Source organism: Leeuwenhoekiella sp. MAR_2009_132 (assembly GCF_000687915.1).
Classification (GTDB): domain Bacteria; phylum Bacteroidota; class Bacteroidia; order Flavobacteriales; family Flavobacteriaceae; genus Leeuwenhoekiella.
In genome coordinates this window covers 1,790,115-1,806,778 of sequence record NZ_JHZY01000004.1, presented here as the reverse complement: position 1 = coordinate 1,806,778, position 16,664 = coordinate 1,790,115, and the positions used below count along the sequence as shown (strand labels likewise).

Sequence of the window (16,664 nt, the reverse complement as noted above, 5' to 3'; positions counted from 1 at the left end):
CATATTTGCCGAGGTTAACAATGAGTTAAATCTCTAGGCAATAACACCTGAAAATCATACAAATAACTGTACTTTTGCCGACCTTTTAAAAAATTTTAGATTATGGGGTTTGATTTTAAAGAAATCGCAACAGCAAGTATGATTCTTTTTGCAATTATAGATATCATAGGAAGCATTCCTATTATCGTAGGATTGCGTGAAAAAGTAGGGCATATTCAAAGTGAAAAGGCTTCTATAGTTGCTGCTATTCTTATGGTTGTTTTTTTATTTTTAGGAAAAGAAATTTTAAAACTTATTGGCATTGATGTAAATTCTTTTGCAGTTGCAGGTGCTTTTATCATCTTTTTTATTGCTCTCGAAATGATTTTAGGCATTCAGCTTTATAAAGATGATGCTCCAGAAACCGCGAGTATTGTTCCCTTGGCCTTCCCACTTGTTGCCGGCGCAGGTACTATGACATCTTTATTATCATTGCGTGCAGAATATGCAGTTCAGAATATAATTGTAGCGATTGTGATTAATTGCCTTTTTGTGTATTTAGTCTTAAAATCTTCAGGAAAAATAGGGAAATTGCTAGGAAAACAAGGAATTAGTCTTATTCGAAAAATCTTTGGCGTAATTTTGTTAGCGATGGCTGTAAAGCTGTTTACAACAAATATTCAAGGACTTTTTTAAACCCCTTTTTATGAAAATTGCTCTATATATTATTTTAGGCCTTGCAAGTGCATTACTTATTTTTAACTTCTCAAAAATAGATTATGCAGCTCCTCTAGATGGTAATAGTTCTGTCGCAGTGATTTCTGTACTTGCTTGCCTTTGTGCTATATTATTACTTGTGATATTACTTATCTCCAGAAAAATTGTAGAAAAGAAAAAGCGTAGTTCATAAAAGTTCAACAAGGGTAGGATTTATAAACTCGTATATAATACCCCCAATAAATGTAATTATAGAAAGCACCAGGAAAATCTTGTGCAACTTTTGATAAATTAAAGTGCGTTTAAGCTGCTTACGAAGTGTGCTATCTTCAATTTTATCTAATTGTTTTTTAACCTCAGATTCGGTTAAGTAAAACGGACTTACAGATATTCCGTTTGAGATAAGAATACCCGCACTGTTGTCTAACAATCTAAAAATTGCAGCAATACAAAACACAAATATAGACGCGATTATTACCATTATTCCTCTCTGCTTAATTCTTTAATCTTTTGAATAGCAGCATCTTCTTCGTTTATTAATTTCTCAAAGATAGTATTTCCAAAAAGTTGCTGCGCAAATACAGCTTTAATATAGCGCTTTAAATCTTCTTTATAATCTCTTACTCTTATTTTTAAATCTCGCTTACCGGTATAATTTACAAATTCTAAAATGTTAGCGTCTGAGATAACCACCTCTTCATTAAATTGCTTATAGGTAAGTTTATTATAATACGGTCTATTTTTCTCTAGCAATTCAAATACAAATCGGTTCATAAAACCAGTGCGCAATGCATAATTTATGGCTTCTTTCTCGTAGTTAGTATCTTTAGGTATAAAAATATCTGGTATGATACCACCACCACCATAAACCACTTTGCCCTTAGGAGTTACATATCGCAAACTATCTGCTATACTTATACTATCTATACTTTGCATCTCGCCGTTCTTGTATCGAGAAAGGTAATCTTCATAATATGCTTTATTACCTTCTCCATAGGGACGCTGTATGCTTCTGCCAGTAGGTGTGTAATATCTGGCAATTGTTAAGCGTACTGCACTGCCGTCACCAAGCTCCATTTCCCGTTGTACAAGACCTTTACCAAAAGAGCGTCTGCCTACAATATCGCCACGGTCATTATCCTGTAATGCTCCCGCAACAATCTCACTCGCTGAGGCAGAATTTTCATTAATTAAAACATATACTCGCCCTTCCTGAAAGACGCCGTCATCAGAAGTAAATGCTTTTTCGATTTTTCCGGTTTTATTTTTTGTAAATAAGATAAGCTTGTCATCTGCTAAAAATTGATCTGCCACTTGTTCTGCGGCAGAAATATAACCTCCCGGGTTATCGCGTAAGTCTAAAATTATTTGACTGGCACCTTTTCGCTTTAGCGTATTTAAAGCATTTTTAAATTCGGCAGGTGTACTCTCGGCAAAACGATTTATTTTAACATAGCCTAAAGTGTCGGTTAGCATATAGTACGCATCTACACTTTTTAGAGCAACTGTTGCGCGTTTTACTTTAAAATCTATTAGATCTTTTACGCCAGGCCGTTTCACTTTAAGATTAACCTGCGTATTTATTTTTCCCTTTAGCTGTGATGTTATAGAATCGTCTATTAAATTAGCTCCGGTAAGTGGTTTGTTATCTGCTGCAATGATACGGTCTCCGCCTTTTATTCCGGCTTTTTCGCTGGGACCTCCGGGAAGTGTGTAACTAACTGTTATAGAATCGTTGTAATTGTAAAAACTAACACCAATACCCACAAAATCACCTTTCATGCTTTCATTAACACGCTCCAGTTCGCTAGGCGGTATGTATACGGAATGTGGGTCAAGATTTTCTAAAATACTATTTACAGTAACATCAACAATACTATCTGTATTTATTGAATCTACGTACTCGTAATCTATATAATCTATAAGTCGGTTTAATTTTTCTTTCTTGGCATTACCTCCCAGAAGACTTGTAGTATTACTGCTGTAATTAAGCTTACTTCCTATAAATATGCCTATCGCAACTGCTACAGCAAAAAATATAGGAAGGTATTTTTTTTTGTAGCCTCCCATTATTCTTCAATATTTTCTATACACTCTACCTCAACACCTGCCCGCACTAAAAAATCGAGTCCACTAGGATCTTTATATCCCATATGATACACCACGCGCGTAATACCTGCCTGATGAATTAGTTTACTACATTCTGTACACGGAGAAAGCGTGATGTATAGTGTCGCTCCTGCACAAGCCTGTGTAGAAGAGGCTACTTTCAAAATTGCATTTGCTTCTGCATGAAGCACATACCACTTAGTATACCCTTCATCATCTTCGCAGACATTCTCAAATCCCGTAGGTGTACCGTTATAGCCGTCTGATATTATCATCTTATCTTTAACGATAAGCGCTCCCACTTGTTTTCTTTTACAGTAAGAAAGTTTTGCCCATTCACGAGCCATTCGCAAATAAGCAATATCATAAGTAAGTTGTTTATCTGAAGATATTGAAGACATATGTTAGCTTACTAAACATTTGAAGGCAGTTAATGGTGAGCGAAGATAAAAAACTTACACCGCTTATAATCTGTAAAAAAACACTTTACCACGGATAATTTGCTATAAGCATTGGGATTACCATACCTATTACTACAGCAGAAATAAACATCATCCAATCTCTGCGAGAAAATCTAAAAATAGTTTGACAAATAAACCCTATAATTAAGACAATTAAGACGATAATTATCTGTGCACATTCTATACCCAGAGCAAATTCTGCTAACGGTAATAATCTACTTGATAAGTGTGCCGTTAATGATTTAAAAAATGAAGAGAATCCCAGACCGTGTATAAGACCGAAAAATAATGCGGTGATTAACAAAACTCCTAACTTATCTTTTTTAGCTCCTTTACCTGCTGTAAACACATTGTACAAAGCAGTAATAAAAATGGTTACGGGTATTAAAAATTCAATAAAGCCACGATCTACTTTAACAACTCCATAGACGGCTAATAATAAAGAAATGGTATGTCCTAAGGTAAACAGCGTAACAAGTAGCAAAACACGACGCCAATCACTAAATATGTAGGGTACAGTAAGAACAATTAGAAATAATACGTGATCGTAAGCTTTATAGTCTAGTACATGTTCAAGACCTATATTAAAATAAAACCAAAAATCTGACATAAGGGAAGGGGATAATTTTGTATTTACTCAAAACTACAACTATTTCTGAAAGTTGATGAGTAAAACGTTAAACTAAGCCTAAACAGAAATAACAAAAATTGCAGCTTTCGTAATTTAAATTTTTCAAAAAAGACCAAGTTATGCAAAGAATCAGCTTGTTTTCTATATTTATACTAAACACTATGCTTTTAATGAGCTGTGGTGCTACACCAGGATTAACAAATCTGACCCAGAATGTTGATGCTAATTTGCCGGTATACACGTATTTAGACACTGAAGGAAATACATACCGTATTTCTCCAAATAAATTAATTTACGATCCCGCTTCCGCAGAGAATACTATAGACGGCATTAAAGATCAGGGATATCATCTTGAATTAAATATCTCGCTCAATGATTATTCTAAAATAGCAGCTACCTGCAAAAAACAATTCGAAATTTCGCAGGAAGCCTTACCTGCTGCAAATACAGATTTTGTGATCCCACAACTTACACGTAAAAGCACAGAAATTAATGAAACTATAGACTTGGGTAAAACCGCGGTACAGGATCTCAATTACGTAATAAAACCCTTTTTAAAAGATGAATAATCCTAAAAATCCTATTGTAAAAAGGGGGTTGTTTCTTTTTGCTTTTTTAAAGAAAACCTATTTTGCCTGGGACCGTACAGATCCTTTTGCCCGCAGTGCTATCATAGCTTACTACACGCTTTTCTCTCTACCATCATTACTAATGATTGTTACCTCTATCGCAAGTTATTTTGTAGGTGCAGAAGCGGTTCAAGGACGCATACATACAGAAATTGCGCGTTTTATATCTAAAGATGTAGCAATTGCGATTGAAGATATGATAGGTAATGTTACACTAGAAAATGACAATTGGATTACCCTTATCATAAGCATAGCGGCCCTTATTTATGGTGCTACTGGAGTATTTTTTCAGATGAAGATTACTATGAATATGATCTGGAATGTTACTGAGAAAAAGCAGAATTTTAAACGAATGCTTATCAACCGTGCTATTGCCTTTGGGATGGTGCTGGTTCTTGGCTTTATGCTTCTTGTTGCTTTTGTGGTAACTCTGGGCCTTAATCTACTTACTGAATATCTAAGTCAGTATGCTCCAGAAATCACTGTAGTCTTTGCCGAAATCTTAAGACTTCTAATCTCGTTTATATTTATAACTGGATTATTTGCTGCAATGTTCAAAATTTTGCCTGATGTAATTATGACGTATAAAACGACCTTACTGGGAGCAGGTATTACCGCAATATTGTTCTTAATAGGTGAAAGTTTATTAGGTTATTATTTTACAAGTAGCAATCCCGCTTCAGTTTATGGTGGCGCAGCTTCAATTGTTCTAATACTTCTATGGGTAAATTATACCTGTTTAATTTTATTTTTTGGTGCGCAAATAACGGTTCAATATGCCTTAATTAAAAGACATAAGATTGTACCCAATAAACATGCTAAGCTTGCACATGAAGATGTAATCGCCGCTTTAAATGAAAAAAAAAAGCTCTTGGATCAAGATAAAAAAGATGCCATAAAGCTCATTAACAACCCTGAGACACCACAAAAAAAGAAAACTAATTCTTAATTAGCGTATTCTCGTATTAAGCTAACATAAACAGGAAAATGATCGCTGTAACCACCGGTATAACTTCCGTTTGCAAAACTTCTAAAAGGATAGCCATTGTAAGGACCTGAAGGTGTTTGCAAAAATTTCTTATTAAAAATTCCGGCTTTATAAAACTGGAATGACCCATAGTCTTTAGAAAACCAGGCCGAAGTAAGTATTATTTGATCAAAGAGATTCCACCCATCCCGATACGCAAGCGTACCCAATCCCTTTTTAGCAAAAGCCTCCATAGGGTTATAAAGATCCTGCAATCCTAATTTTTTTAAACTTCCTTTAGCTCCTAAAATAGATTTTACACTGCTATTTTTTGGATCATCATTTAAATCGCCCATTGTAATAATCTTCGCATAGGGTTCTTTAGAACGTATAGAATCTATAATTTTCTTATTTAAATAAGCTGCAGCTTCTCGCCTGGGTTGTGACCTGGCCTCTCCTCCACTTCTCGAAGGCCAGTGATTTACGATAATATGAACTTTTTCACCCGCGAGTAAACCTGTTACCAGTAATTGATCACGCGTGTAAATACGTTCATTATTGTTTTCTGGATCATAAAGCAAGAGTTCGTGCGCACTACTGCTTATAGGTTGAAAATATTTCTTTTGGTATAGAAGTCCTGTATCTACACCCCTACGATCGGGAGAGTCATAATGTACAATGCCATAATCCCAGGGTAAAAGTGACGACTGAACTACTAAATCTTCTAAAACTTTTCGGTTTTCTATTTCTGATACGCCTAATATCACAGGTGGCATTTTAGAATTGTCAGGACCTATCTGTTTAATAACCTCAGCCATTTTACCCAATTTATCATGATAAATAGCTAATGTCCAGCGATCTTTACCCTCTGGAGTACGATCATCATCAAATGTCACAGGATCGTTTATGGTATCAAATAAGTTTTCAAGATTATAAAATGCAACAGTTACTAATTGATAATCACGAGCTTTTTGGGCATAATTAATAATTGAACAAAGACAGAATACCGTAATTATTACTTTTAATCGAATTTTTTGCATAACACATCTATTATCAAGACATTAAGATATAATTAATTAATATATTAGGTTTACCGGCGCGACATAAATATGTGCTTTTTAAAAATTGCGAACATTAGTATTTGTCTATTTATTAGTTATTTACGGGTATAAATTATCTTCTCAAGAATATACCATATATGGAAACGTTAGAGATGCAACTACAGCGACCAGTATTCCGGAAGTTCTCGTGACTTTAAAAAATTCTAAATTCAGTATTACGACTACGGGCGATGGTGCGTTTATATTAGAAGGTGTAACGCTAGACGGGAAGCAACAATTAGTTCTTAGTAAAGCAGGATATAAAACACTTATACTACCTATAACGCTAGAAGGAGGTAAAGAACTTAACCTGTTTTATATTCCTTTAGAAATTGATCTTAAAGAACTAAATGAAGAACTAGATCGTATAAGTCTAACAGAAACTGAACTCAACAGCGATGAAGAGCAACAAGACAATATTATTTCAGGACTTTTAGGTGCTACCAATGATGCTTTTAGCAACGCTGCTGCTTATGACTTTAGTTCAACATTTTTTCGACCGCGTGGTCTCGATAGTAAATACAGTAAGGTTCTTATCAATGGCATAGAATTAAATAAGATAAATACCGGCAGACCACAGTGGGGTAACTGGGGAGGTCTTAATGACGTGATGCGCAACAGAGAATTTAGTTTAGGTATTCAACCTAGTGAATATAGTTTTGGCGCTCCCGCAGGTGTACTTCATTTTAATATGCATGCTTCCCAATACAGACGCGGTGGGCGAGTATCTTATGCTTATGCAAACCGAACCTACACCGGCAGAGTTATGGGGAGCTACAGCAGCGGATTAAGTACAAAGGGTTGGGCATTTACAATTTTAGGCTCCAGAAGATTTGGTGCCAAGGGAGCTATAAAAGGAACTTCGTATGAAGCTAACTCGATATTTTTAAGTATTGAAAAGAAACTAACTCAAAATCACCGCATAAATCTGGTTGCTTTTTATACACCTAACCGTAGAGGAAGAAGTACTGCCCTTACCCAAGAGGTAATTGATTTAAAAGGTAACGACTACAACCCTAACTGGGGATTACAAAACGGAAAAATTAGAAATTCCCGTATGCGTGAGATTGAGGAACCTATTTTTATTTTAAGTCATGAATGGTCTCTAAGCGATAAAACTACATTAAGCACAAATCTCGCTTATCAACGTGGAACAACTAAAAATTCACGTATTGATTATACAGGAAGTACGCTAATCACGAGCTCTGAAGGTCAGGAAAGTTTTATAGGCGGGGCCCGCAACCCTGCACCCAATTACTATCAAAATTTACCCAGCTACTTTCTTAGATTTCCCAATCCTACGGCTGCAAATTATCAAAATGCCTATCTCGCTCAAGAAGCATTTACAAACGATGGCCAGCTAGACTGGTCTCAATTGTATGCTGCAAATACGATTGCTACAAATGCCGGTTTAAACAGTATTTATGCTGTACAAAATGATGTAAATAAAGACAGCTTTGTACAGGCGTCAAGTATCTTAAATAGTAATTTTTCTGAACATTTTAAGCTTACAGCAGGTGCCTCTGTTTCAACACTCAAAAGTTCAAACTATGCACAACTAGAAGATTTATTAGGTGGAAACACCTGGCTTGATATAGATAATTTTGCTGAAGATGATGCTTCTACAGGAGGTAACCTCGCACAAACCGACTTAAATAACAGGAATCGAATTGTACGGGAAGGAGATCGCTACAAATACAATTTTGATATTTCTGCATTTAAAGCATCTGGATTTACACAACTACAGGCCACTTTTAAACACATTGATTTTTATACTGCATTACAGGCAGGCACGGTAAACTATCAACGTAATGGGTTGTATGAAAATGGCTATTATCCCGGCGAGGCATCTTTAGGCAAAAGTTCGGAGATTAACTTTACAACCTATGGCTTAAAAGGTGGATTTACCTATAAATTTTCAGGAAAGCATTTTGCGCTTTTCAATGCAGGTTTACAATCACTTGAACTTCCATCTAACACAGTATTTACAAATTCACGACAAAACAATGCTGTAATAGAAGATGCTTCCGCAGAGAAACTTCTCAACCTTGATGCAAGTTATGTCTATCGCAGTGCATTACTCAAAGCAAAACTCACCGGTTATTATCTTGATTTTGCTAACGGAAGCGAACTTTCATTTTTCTATACACAGTCACTACAAAGCCCCTTAATTGAGCAAGGCAATGCACTGGTTCAGGAAGTAACTACTAATATTTCGAGAAGAAATATAGGTCTTGAACTGGGTATTGAATATAAAATCCTACCCACTCTAACCTTTAAAACAGCTGCTGCCCTATCTCAAAATACATTTACAAACAACCCAGATGTTTATTACACAACAACACTCGCAAATAACAAAATTACATTTGGCGACGGCACAGTAAAACTCAAGAATTACCACGTATCTGGTGGCCCAGAGCAAGCCATACAACTTGGTTTTGACTACAGAGATCCCGATTTCTGGTGGCTTGGCGCAAGCATTAACAGATTTTCAAATGCATATATAGATGTGAGTAACCTACGCAGATCAGGAGCATTTTCTACAGATTATGACGGTCTCCCGTTTAATGATTTTGATCCTGCAATTGCGAGAGACCTACTCATTCAGGAAAAAATAGGCTCGTATTATTTGCTAAATATTGTAGGTGGTAAATCCTGGCTAGTAAAAGGGCGTTCAATTGGCTTTTTTGCAACTATTAATAATGCGCTAAATACTAAATACAAGACCGGTGGTTTTGAAGATTCACGTATCGCCGACTACAGGGGTTTACAAGAAGAAAAAGAACGAGAGCAGCCCCTCTTTGGAAACCGCTATTTTCTAGGTTATGGCGCAACTATTTATGCAAATCTCTATGTACGCTTTTAAAGAATTTAGCGCTTCCGCGGAAGCGTAAAACAAAAACCTTATGAGACATCTTAACTATTTTACAGTCTTGATTATACTTGTATTCATTTCTTGCGTAGATTCTGAATTTGAAATCCCCGAAACGTCTGCAATTGATCCCGAACTTATTGGCACAGAAGTACCTTTAGTTTCGGTTAAAAATATACTTGCTCAAAGTACAGAGGGCATTGTCACCTTTAGAGATACAGATACCTATTTTGTAGGCTATGTCATAAGTAGTGATGTTGCCGGTAATTTTTTTAGAGAAGTAGTTGTTCAGGACAAACCCGAAAATCCCACAAGTGGAATCACCATTCAGCTTAATCAAAATGCAATTTACACCTATTATGAATTAGGCAGAAAAATTTACGTAAATCTCAACGGACTTTCAGCAACTACAGAAAATGGCATTGTACAGTTAGGAATCAGAGATGGTAATTCTATCACCGAAATCCCTACCTCGCTCATTGCAAATCACATTACCAGAAGCAACGAAATAGCCACACTCGTCCCCTTACCTATTACCATCGCAGACTTCTCTGACGACACCGAAAATTTATTAATAAGCTTGCCCAGTGCGCAATTTAACCGTAACGAAATTTTAGGTACTACCCGCAAGACCTTTGCCGGTGAGGCTACAGATGAGTTTGACGGCATTCGCATCTTAGAAACCTGTGACGCACGTGGGAGAACCTTAGTAAGTACCAGTACTTTTGCCGGTTTTAAAGCTGTTGAACTTCCCTTAGGAGGTGGAAGTATACAGGGGATTTTAAGTCGGGATTTTTATGATGATTTTTATATTCTACGCTTAAATACACTCGAAGATATTTCTTTTGATACAGGAAATAGATGTGATCCTAACGAACTCAAATGTGGTCTAGCAGATGCTGAAGGAGTTCAGATTTTGTTTCAGGATGATTTTAGTGCACAAACGCGCAATCAACCCATTACTGGTAATGGCTGGACCAATTTTAATGAATACGGCAATCAGTTTTGGGAGGCTTATACTGCAACCGGTACAAATGCCTCTCAAGGAGTTTCTGCCCGCATAGACTCCTATCAATCTGGTGACGCCCTTACTATGTGTTGGTTAATTACTCCGCCAATAGATTTACAAACTAATTCTAATGTAAAAATACGTTTTGAAACCAGCAATAGTTTTGCAGATGGCAGTGATCTCGAAGTACTTTTCAGCTCAGACTGGGACGGGGAGCAAGCAACAATTACACAAGCAAACTGGTTAGTTTTAGATGATGCATTTGTTATACGAGATCAGGATTTTTTTGGAGACTGGTACAGTTCGGGTATAGTAAACCTTTCCTGTGCAGAGGGCTCTACAGGTTATGTAGCTTTTAAATATATAGGAAGTACAAAAGATGCTTTTGACGGTACATATCAACTCGATAATATAACCATAACATCAGATTAGTTTTTTTTGAGCTCTAGCGATGACTTATTCATAAACCATCAGCATTATGTAAGACTGAAAAGGATATCGTAAAATATTCTATTTTTAAGGATATAAAACAGTTCATAATGATACGATCCCTAGTTACGGCAGTTGTACTAATTAGTTGCTTAAGCTGCACAAGTGCAAAAAAAGATATTCAGGCTACTTCTACAGCTTCACAATTTACAGAAAGTGACAGATCTTTAATTATGGCCGCAGATGGTACTAAACCTATGCGCGTATTTAAAATTACAAAAGAGAGCGACTCCATTTTATTGAGAACACCTAGTCAACATGTAATTGTTGACCCCAATGATCCAGAACTTAAGAATTTAATAGACCGAATGTACGCTACGGTAAGAGATAGTTTATCTCTAGGTGCAGGCATCGCGGCACCACAAGTAGGAGTTTTAAAAAATATAGCCTGGGTTCAGCGTTTTGATAAAGAGGGTTTTCCTTTTGAAGTAATTATTAACCCCGTAATAAAACAATATTCTAAGAAAAAGCAAGACTGCCCAGAAGGCTGCCTTTCTATTCCCGGAAGACGCGATACACTTTCTAGTAGAGCGTATGCAATTTTAGTAGAATATGACAAACCAGATACCAGTCATATGGTAGAAATGGTAGAAGATTTTACGGCTGTTATTTTTCAGCACGAGATAGATCATTTGAACGGTATTATCTATCTAGACCATTTAAAACAGGAAATCAAAGATGCTCAAGGCCTCAAAACCTTAAATAATCTGAAGAATTAAACTATTTTTGCGGCTATGGCTTTATCAAATAACGATGTTTTTAAAAAATTAAGGGTAGCATTAAAATTACGCGATGATGATATCGTAAAAATTTGTGCTCTAGTAGATTTTGCAGTTACTAAAAGCGAATTAGGTGCAATCTTTAGAAGCGAAGATCACCCCAAGTATGTAGAATGTGGCGATCAATTTCTCCGCAATTTCCTAAACGGACTAGTCATTCATATGCGCGGGCCCATGCCAGATAAGAGACCTAAAAAAGATGCTCTTAAAACTGAAGAAAAAAAGAAGCGAAGTACTAAGAAAGACTAGTTAGGTTCAGTTTTAAAAATCGTGTACACGGGGAAATGATCGCTGGGACCTCCCAGATAGTTGTCTCCTGCATACGTGCGCAAGGGATTTCCTTTATACTTCCCCGCTGCCTCAGCTAAGTGAGCAGGATTGAAAATTGCAGACTTCACATATTCTAATGGGTTCTCGTACGCCTTCATCCAGTTTGGCGATAAGATTATTTGATCAAATAAATACCAGTCTCCTCGATGAGTTAAAGATCCTGCATAACGTGTTAGCAGAAATATCATCGGGTTGTAAAAATCTGTAGATACCAGGTGATCACGGACAGCTACGCTCTGAGGATCATCGTTAAAATCACCCATTATTATAATTCGTGCTTCTGGATCTTTTGCCTGTATTTCCTGTAAAATTTCACGGTTACGTTTTGCCGCGAGAATACGTTTTGGGTTAGATTCTTCAAGCCCCTCGCGTCTAGAGGGCCAGTGATTAACAAGAATATACACGGGGACATCCTTTAACTTACCGTGCACATATAAAATATCACGTGTGAAATCACGTAAACCTTCTGCAGTTTCTAAATGAAGTGAGTAACTTCTAGATTCTAAAACTTCAAAATGATCTTTCTTATATAACAGAGCCGTATCTATTCCGCGCTCATCTGGGGAGTTGTGATGTACAAATGCGTAATTAAGATTTTTTAAAGCCTCGGTAGTTATAAGATCATTCAGTACTTTTTTATTTTCAACTTCAGCTACCCCCAATAAAACGGGAGAAGTGCCAGTTTCTTCTTTTCCTATTTCAGCAATTATAGCGCTTTGATCATTAAGTTTTTTAGCGTAGCGCGTTGCATCCCACTTCAACTCTCCCTTAGGAGTAAAGTCGTCATCAAAGATGTTGGGATCATTTTGCGTGTCAAAAAGATTTTCAAGATTATAAAAGGCTATTGCCAAATTATTTTGAGGCATGTTTATGATTTTGGTGGGTTCAATTTAAGAAAAGCTTAGCGTCTAAATCGTTATCTTTACCGCTTACTTAATCTTATGATAGAAGAGAATACAATAGAATACGAGAAAACCGTCTTAATCGGTGTAATCACGCAGTATCAGGACGAGGAAAAATCGACTGAGTATCTTGATGAACTCGAGTTTTTATCATACACCGCAGGTGGTGAAGTGCTGAAGCGTTTTACTCAAAAAATGGAATCTCCTAATCCTAAAACGTTTTTAGGAACCGGTAAGATGGAAGAAGTACGTGCCTATGTTGAGCAATATGAAGTAGGTACTGCGATTTTTGATGACGAATTGAGCCCGGCACAGCAAAAGAATATTGAAAAAATACTCAAATGTAAAGTTGTAGATCGTACAAACCTGATTCTTGACATTTTTGCACAACGTGCACAAACAAGTTATGCGCGTACACAGGTAGAACTTGCTCAATATGAATATTTATTACCACGCCTTGCAGGTATGTGGACGCACCTTGAGCGGCAGCGTGGAGGTATAGGTATGCGCGGACCCGGTGAAACTGAAATCGAAACAGATAGACGTATTGTGCGTGATCGCATCTCCCTACTAAAAAAGAAATTAGAAAAAATAGACCGTCAACAAGCTGTACAACGTGGCAATCGTGGTGCTTTAGTACGCGTAGCATTAGTGGGTTACACTAACGTAGGTAAGTCTACTTTAATGAATGTAATCAGTAAAAGTGAGGTGTTTGCCGAAAATAAATTGTTTGCAACCCTGGATACCACGGTACGCAAGGTCGTTATACGCAATCTTCCTTTTTTGTTGAGCGATACGGTAGGATTTATTAGAAAGTTGCCTACGCAGCTCGTAGAATCCTTTAAAAGTACACTAGACGAGGTGCGCGAAGCTGATCTTCTATTGCACATTGTAGATATATCCCATCCTCAGTTTGAAGATCATATTGCATCTGTAAATCAAATTATGGATGAAATAGGTGGTGCTGATAAACCTATGCTTATGGTGTTTAATAAAATTGATGCCTACACCCATAAAACAATAGACGACGATGATCTGGTAACCGAACGTACTGAAGAACATTTTACATTAGAAGAATGGGAACGTACCTGGATGTCACGAGCAGATGGTGATGCTATTTTCATTTCGGCTTTAAATAAGGATAATATGGATGCCTTTAAGAAAAAGGTTTATGAGCGTGTACGTGAGATACACATTACACGTTTTCCTTATAATAGTTTCTTATATCCTGAGTACGATTTGTATACAGGTAATGATGACGAGGAAGAATAAGCCTAGGTCTTGCGTAAATTCTAAATGCAAAAAAAAATCCGATACGTGCGTACCGGATTTTTTTATTTTAAATGCTTTTGCTAATTAAAACGAATAGGTAAGCCCTAAAATATAATATGATTGTAACTGGCTGTCTATACTATCAAAAGTAGGTACAGTTCCCGGAGGAGTTAATGCCGCAGCTTCTTCAATAGCATTTGCTAAGTTTTCTTGCTTGTTACCGCGCAAGCCTACTTCAAAACCAACACCTATATTGTTAAATAATTTGTAGTTGAATGCATTGATCCACGTAAAGTTTGAATAGTCACTACTCTTATAGCTTTGGAAAGCTGACAGGTTTGATTTAAAAGCAATTTTACCAATCTGGCGTGTGTAGTCTGCAACAATTTTTGCACCTAAAGAAGACTCATATACGGTTTCCCCACTGCTAAATACAAAATTGTAGTTTAACGGGTGTACAACCACCGTCAAATTGGTTATTGGAGTCCAGGTCATACCCACACCCAGGTCTAAATAACCAGGATCATTAAAGTTGTCAAGAATTGTAGTACGATATTCACCAAGTGTTGAAACAGCTAGTTTTTCACTTAGTTTATAACCATAAAGTGAAGTAATATTAAAAACATCTGTAGCATTACGGAAGCTGTCATCATCATTTTCATCATCGCGATCATCAAATTTTACCCAGCCTAAATTTAGATTTAATGCATTACGCCAGAAGTATTTTTCTTCTTTTCTATTAGCAAATGCATTTACTGTAATTGCTGCATTAGCTGAAGATACATTAGGAGTACCCTGAGAATACCAGCTGCTAAATCTGCTAAAGTTTGCTCCTACAGTACCAAATGCCCCAAATTTCCAGCCAGGCATATTGTCTATTTGAGCCTGCAACGCACCTACTTCTTTCTGTAGTTTTGCAATTTCAGCTTTCTTAGGAGCCATTTCCTGCTTTAATTCTTCTTCTGTCTTTTCTTGCGCCTGCGCAAAGCTGAAACTACAGATAGCCAGTAACATAAAAATAATTTTTTTCATCCTTCTTAAATTGTTGGTTTTGTGGCGCAAATATACAGCACACAAAAAACATGCGCAGTCTTCAATTTTAAGAAAATTTGAAAATTAAATTAAGAAACTATTTTGATTTGTAGAGTGGAACTGAAGAACAGGCTTCACCAAACATTAAATTTTTTACTGTTGCTTGTAATTTTTGAGTAAGTAAAATATAAGCATTTTGAGGTACAGGCTTATTGGAGCACCCTTTTATTATAACATACTGATCTCTATATTCAGAAACATCGAGTGTTTGAATTTCTTCAGCATATAAAACCGTTTCCAGGTCTGTTAGAGTACCTACCACTATTTTCTTAGCTACCGGCTGTAGATATGTTGAGACGAGCATAAATGCCCAGGCCGGTACGATTGCATCAGTACTGCAAGATAACGCTACAAAGGTGTCTTGATATACAGACCAATCATAGTTTTTTAAACTTTCCCGAAAGTCTTTTTCTCGTAAAATAAAACCTTCAGTTAGCCACTGGGAGATATCAATAACCTCACGTTTACCCGAAAGATATAAATCTTCCAGATTAAACGTGATAAGTTTACTGTTTGCTACTCTATTTATGATTTCCTCCATGAAGTTTCAAAACTTTTAAAGCAACCCTAACTCTAATTTTGCTTCATCACTCATAAGATCTTGTGTCCACGGCGGGTCGAACGTAATCTCTACCTCGCAGTCTTTGACCATATCAATAGTTTTTACTTTTTCTTCTACCTCTACTGGAAGCGTTTCTGCTACCGGACAGTTAGGAGTTGTTAAAGTCATAAGGATTTTAGTCTCATAATCTTCATTTACAAAAACGTCATAGATTAATCCCAATTCATAAATATCAACCGGGATTTCAGGATCATATATAGTTTTTAAAACACGAACGACTTTTTCGCCAAGTTCTTTTGTATCTATTTCTTTTGTATCGCTCATAGTATTCTAATTAGAATTTGCCTTAGCCTGATAGGCTATGGCATATAATTTAATTTGTTTAATCATACTCACTAACCCGTTTGCACGTGTAGGTGAAAGGTGCTCTTTTAAACCTATTTTATCAATAAAGGAAGTGTCTGCATCTAAAATTTCCTGTGGTGGCTGATTAGAAAATGAACGGATTAAAATAGCAATTATACCCTTTGTAATAATAGCATCACTATCTGCAGTAAATTCTATTTTATCTTCATTCAGATTAGCGTGAACCCACACTTTACTCTGGCATCCCTTAATAATATATTCTTTGGTTTTGTATTTCTCATCAATAAGAGGCAGTGACTTACCCAACTCTATCATATACTCATAGCGCTGCATCCAGTCATCAAACATCTCAAATTCTTCAACAATTTCGTTTTGTATTTCTTGTATACTACTCATAC

The 16,664-nt window shown here is 36.5% G+C and carries 19 protein-coding genes; 9 read left to right on the top strand and 10 right to left on the bottom strand.

Features of this window, described 5'->3' with window-relative positions:
* Positions 1–102: 102 nt before the first annotated feature.
* Both P164_RS16195 and P164_RS16190 read left to right on the top strand, forming a co-directional pair.
* Positions 103–675, top strand: a complete 573-nt coding sequence (locus tag P164_RS16195; protein ID WP_028377370.1) for a MarC family protein — start codon at positions 103–105, stop codon at positions 673–675.
* Positions 676–685: 10 nt separating this feature from the next.
* Positions 686–889 carry a hypothetical protein gene (locus P164_RS16190; RefSeq protein ID WP_028377369.1) on the top strand — a complete coding sequence of 68 codons (204 nt, stop codon included), beginning with the start codon at positions 686–688 and terminating at the stop codon, positions 887–889.
* On the opposite strand, the gene P164_RS16185 is transcribed toward P164_RS16190, so the two are convergent.
* The 4 genes from P164_RS16185 to P164_RS16170 all read right to left on the bottom strand — a co-directional run bounded on the left by P164_RS16185 (position 884) and on the right by P164_RS16170 (position 3,876).
* Positions 884–1,177, bottom strand: coding sequence for a hypothetical protein (locus P164_RS16185; protein WP_028377368.1), 294 nt, complete (start codon positions 1,175–1,177; stop codon positions 884–886). The genes P164_RS16190 and P164_RS16185 overlap by 6 nt on opposite strands.
* A complete protein-coding gene (locus P164_RS16180) occupies positions 1,177–2,766 on the bottom strand; it encodes a S41 family peptidase (RefSeq protein ID WP_028377367.1) in 1,590 nt (529 codons plus the stop codon). The genes P164_RS16185 and P164_RS16180 overlap by 1 nt, the downstream gene beginning before the upstream one ends.
* Complete coding sequence (locus tag P164_RS16175; RefSeq protein WP_028377366.1) at positions 2,766–3,206, bottom strand: deoxycytidylate deaminase; 441 nt, start codon at positions 3,204–3,206, stop codon at positions 2,766–2,768. The genes P164_RS16180 and P164_RS16175 overlap by 1 nt, the downstream gene beginning before the upstream one ends.
* An 85-nt stretch (positions 3,207–3,291) precedes the next feature.
* Positions 3,292–3,876 (bottom strand): HupE/UreJ family protein, encoded by a 585-nt coding sequence (locus P164_RS16170; RefSeq protein WP_028377365.1) that lies wholly within the window; start codon positions 3,874–3,876, stop codon positions 3,292–3,294.
* Between the two features lie 140 nt (positions 3,877–4,016).
* Here P164_RS16170 and P164_RS16165 point away from each other — a divergent pair, with 140 nt between their 5' ends.
* Together P164_RS16165 and P164_RS16160 are read left to right on the top strand one after the other, a co-directional pair.
* Positions 4,017–4,466, top strand: coding sequence for a hypothetical protein (locus P164_RS16165; protein WP_028377364.1), 450 nt, complete (start codon positions 4,017–4,019; stop codon positions 4,464–4,466).
* Positions 4,459–5,475, top strand: coding sequence for a YihY/virulence factor BrkB family protein (locus tag P164_RS16160; RefSeq protein ID WP_051621387.1), 1,017 nt, complete (start codon positions 4,459–4,461; stop codon positions 5,473–5,475). The genes P164_RS16165 and P164_RS16160 overlap by 8 nt, the downstream gene beginning before the upstream one ends.
* Here P164_RS16160 and P164_RS16155 read toward each other — a convergent pair.
* Positions 5,472–6,533 carry an endonuclease gene (locus P164_RS16155; protein WP_028377362.1) on the bottom strand — a complete coding sequence of 354 codons (1,062 nt, stop codon included), beginning with the start codon at positions 6,531–6,533 and terminating at the stop codon, positions 5,472–5,474. The two genes, P164_RS16160 and P164_RS16155, sit on opposite strands and share 4 nt — an antisense overlap.
* An 85-nt stretch (positions 6,534–6,618) precedes the next feature.
* Here P164_RS16155 and P164_RS16150 point away from each other — a divergent pair, with 85 nt between their 5' ends.
* From P164_RS16150 to P164_RS16135, 4 genes are all read left to right on the top strand, one after another.
* On the top strand, positions 6,619–9,459 hold the full coding sequence (locus P164_RS16150) for a carboxypeptidase regulatory-like domain-containing protein (RefSeq protein ID WP_028377361.1): 2,841 nt from the start codon (positions 6,619–6,621) through the stop codon (positions 9,457–9,459).
* A 40-nt stretch (positions 9,460–9,499) separates the two neighbouring features.
* On the top strand, positions 9,500–10,906 hold the full coding sequence (locus tag P164_RS16145; RefSeq protein ID WP_028377360.1) for a DUF5689 domain-containing protein: 1,407 nt from the start codon (positions 9,500–9,502) through the stop codon (positions 10,904–10,906).
* A 107-nt stretch (positions 10,907–11,013) separates the two neighbouring features.
* Positions 11,014–11,682 carry a peptide deformylase gene (locus tag P164_RS16140; RefSeq protein WP_028377359.1) on the top strand — a complete coding sequence of 223 codons (669 nt, stop codon included), beginning with the start codon at positions 11,014–11,016 and terminating at the stop codon, positions 11,680–11,682.
* 15 nt (positions 11,683–11,697) lie between these two features.
* The gene (locus tag P164_RS16135) at positions 11,698–11,991 is read left to right on the top strand and encodes a DUF1456 family protein (RefSeq protein WP_035899939.1); all 294 of its coding nucleotides are present in this window, start codon (positions 11,698–11,700) and stop codon (positions 11,989–11,991) included.
* Here P164_RS16135 and P164_RS16130 read toward each other — a convergent pair.
* Positions 11,988–12,938: an endonuclease gene (locus P164_RS16130; protein WP_028377358.1), complete on the bottom strand. Its 951-nt coding sequence runs from the start codon at positions 12,936–12,938 to the stop codon at positions 11,988–11,990. The two genes, P164_RS16135 and P164_RS16130, sit on opposite strands and share 4 nt — an antisense overlap.
* Before the next feature lie 75 nt (positions 12,939–13,013).
* On the opposite strand from P164_RS16130, the gene hflX reads away from it, so the two are divergent.
* Complete coding sequence (hflX, locus tag P164_RS16125) at positions 13,014–14,246, top strand: GTPase HflX (protein WP_028377357.1); 1,233 nt, start codon at positions 13,014–13,016, stop codon at positions 14,244–14,246.
* An 84-nt stretch (positions 14,247–14,330) separates the two neighbouring features.
* Here hflX and P164_RS16120 read toward each other — a convergent pair whose 3' ends face one another.
* The 4 genes from P164_RS16120 to P164_RS16105 all read right to left on the bottom strand — a co-directional run bounded on the left by P164_RS16120 (position 14,331) and on the right by P164_RS16105 (position 16,662).
* Entirely contained in the window at positions 14,331–15,278 is a 948-nt protein-coding gene (locus P164_RS16120) for a DUF3078 domain-containing protein (protein ID WP_028377356.1), read from the bottom strand.
* Between the two features lie 97 nt (positions 15,279–15,375).
* The gene (locus P164_RS16115) at positions 15,376–15,879 is read right to left on the bottom strand and encodes a DUF2480 family protein (RefSeq protein ID WP_028377355.1); all 504 of its coding nucleotides are present in this window, start codon (positions 15,877–15,879) and stop codon (positions 15,376–15,378) included.
* Between the two features lie 15 nt (positions 15,880–15,894).
* Positions 15,895–16,224, bottom strand: a complete 330-nt coding sequence (locus P164_RS16110) for a DUF59 domain-containing protein (RefSeq protein WP_028377354.1) — start codon at positions 16,222–16,224, stop codon at positions 15,895–15,897.
* Between the two features lie 6 nt (positions 16,225–16,230).
* The gene (locus tag P164_RS16105; protein ID WP_028377353.1) at positions 16,231–16,662 is read right to left on the bottom strand and encodes a SufE family protein; all 432 of its coding nucleotides are present in this window, start codon (positions 16,660–16,662) and stop codon (positions 16,231–16,233) included.
* Positions 16,663–16,664: the final 2 nt, after the last annotated feature.

Excerpts from the sequence above, each read along its gene's own strand:
- P164_RS16130 (WP_028377358.1), bottom strand. The coding sequence starts at position 12,938 with ATGCCTCAAAATAATTTGGCAATAGCCTTTTATAATCTTGAAAATCTT.
- P164_RS16155 (WP_028377362.1), bottom strand. The coding sequence starts at position 6,533 with ATGCAAAAAATTCGATTAAAAGTAATAATTACGGTATTCTGTCTTTGT.
- P164_RS16120 (WP_028377356.1), bottom strand. The coding sequence starts at position 15,278 with ATGAAAAAAATTATTTTTATGTTACTGGCTATCTGTAGTTTCAGCTTT.
- P164_RS16180 (WP_028377367.1), bottom strand. The coding sequence starts at position 2,766 with ATGGGAGGCTACAAAAAAAAATACCTTCCTATATTTTTTGCTGTAGCA.
- P164_RS16145 (WP_028377360.1), top strand. The coding sequence starts at position 9,500 with ATGAGACATCTTAACTATTTTACAGTCTTGATTATACTTGTATTCATT.
- P164_RS16110 (WP_028377354.1), bottom strand. The coding sequence starts at position 16,224 with ATGAGCGATACAAAAGAAATAGATACAAAAGAACTTGGCGAAAAAGTC.
- P164_RS16170 (WP_028377365.1), bottom strand. The coding sequence starts at position 3,876 with ATGTCAGATTTTTGGTTTTATTTTAATATAGGTCTTGAACATGTACTA.
- P164_RS16160 (WP_051621387.1), top strand. The coding sequence starts at position 4,459 with ATGAATAATCCTAAAAATCCTATTGTAAAAAGGGGGTTGTTTCTTTTT.
- P164_RS16190 (WP_028377369.1), top strand. The coding sequence starts at position 686 with ATGAAAATTGCTCTATATATTATTTTAGGCCTTGCAAGTGCATTACTT.
- P164_RS16115 (WP_028377355.1), bottom strand. The coding sequence starts at position 15,879 with ATGGAGGAAATCATAAATAGAGTAGCAAACAGTAAACTTATCACGTTT.
- P164_RS16195 (WP_028377370.1), top strand. The coding sequence starts at position 103 with ATGGGGTTTGATTTTAAAGAAATCGCAACAGCAAGTATGATTCTTTTT.
- P164_RS16105 (WP_028377353.1), bottom strand. The coding sequence starts at position 16,662 with ATGAGTAGTATACAAGAAATACAAAACGAAATTGTTGAAGAATTTGAG.
- hflX (WP_028377357.1), top strand. The coding sequence starts at position 13,014 with ATGATAGAAGAGAATACAATAGAATACGAGAAAACCGTCTTAATCGGT.
- P164_RS16185 (WP_028377368.1), bottom strand. The coding sequence starts at position 1,177 with ATGGTAATAATCGCGTCTATATTTGTGTTTTGTATTGCTGCAATTTTT.
- P164_RS16140 (WP_028377359.1), top strand. The coding sequence starts at position 11,014 with ATGATACGATCCCTAGTTACGGCAGTTGTACTAATTAGTTGCTTAAGC.
- P164_RS16135 (WP_035899939.1), top strand. The coding sequence starts at position 11,698 with ATGGCTTTATCAAATAACGATGTTTTTAAAAAATTAAGGGTAGCATTA.
- P164_RS16175 (WP_028377366.1), bottom strand. The coding sequence starts at position 3,206 with ATGTCTTCAATATCTTCAGATAAACAACTTACTTATGATATTGCTTAT.
- P164_RS16165 (WP_028377364.1), top strand. The coding sequence starts at position 4,017 with ATGCAAAGAATCAGCTTGTTTTCTATATTTATACTAAACACTATGCTT.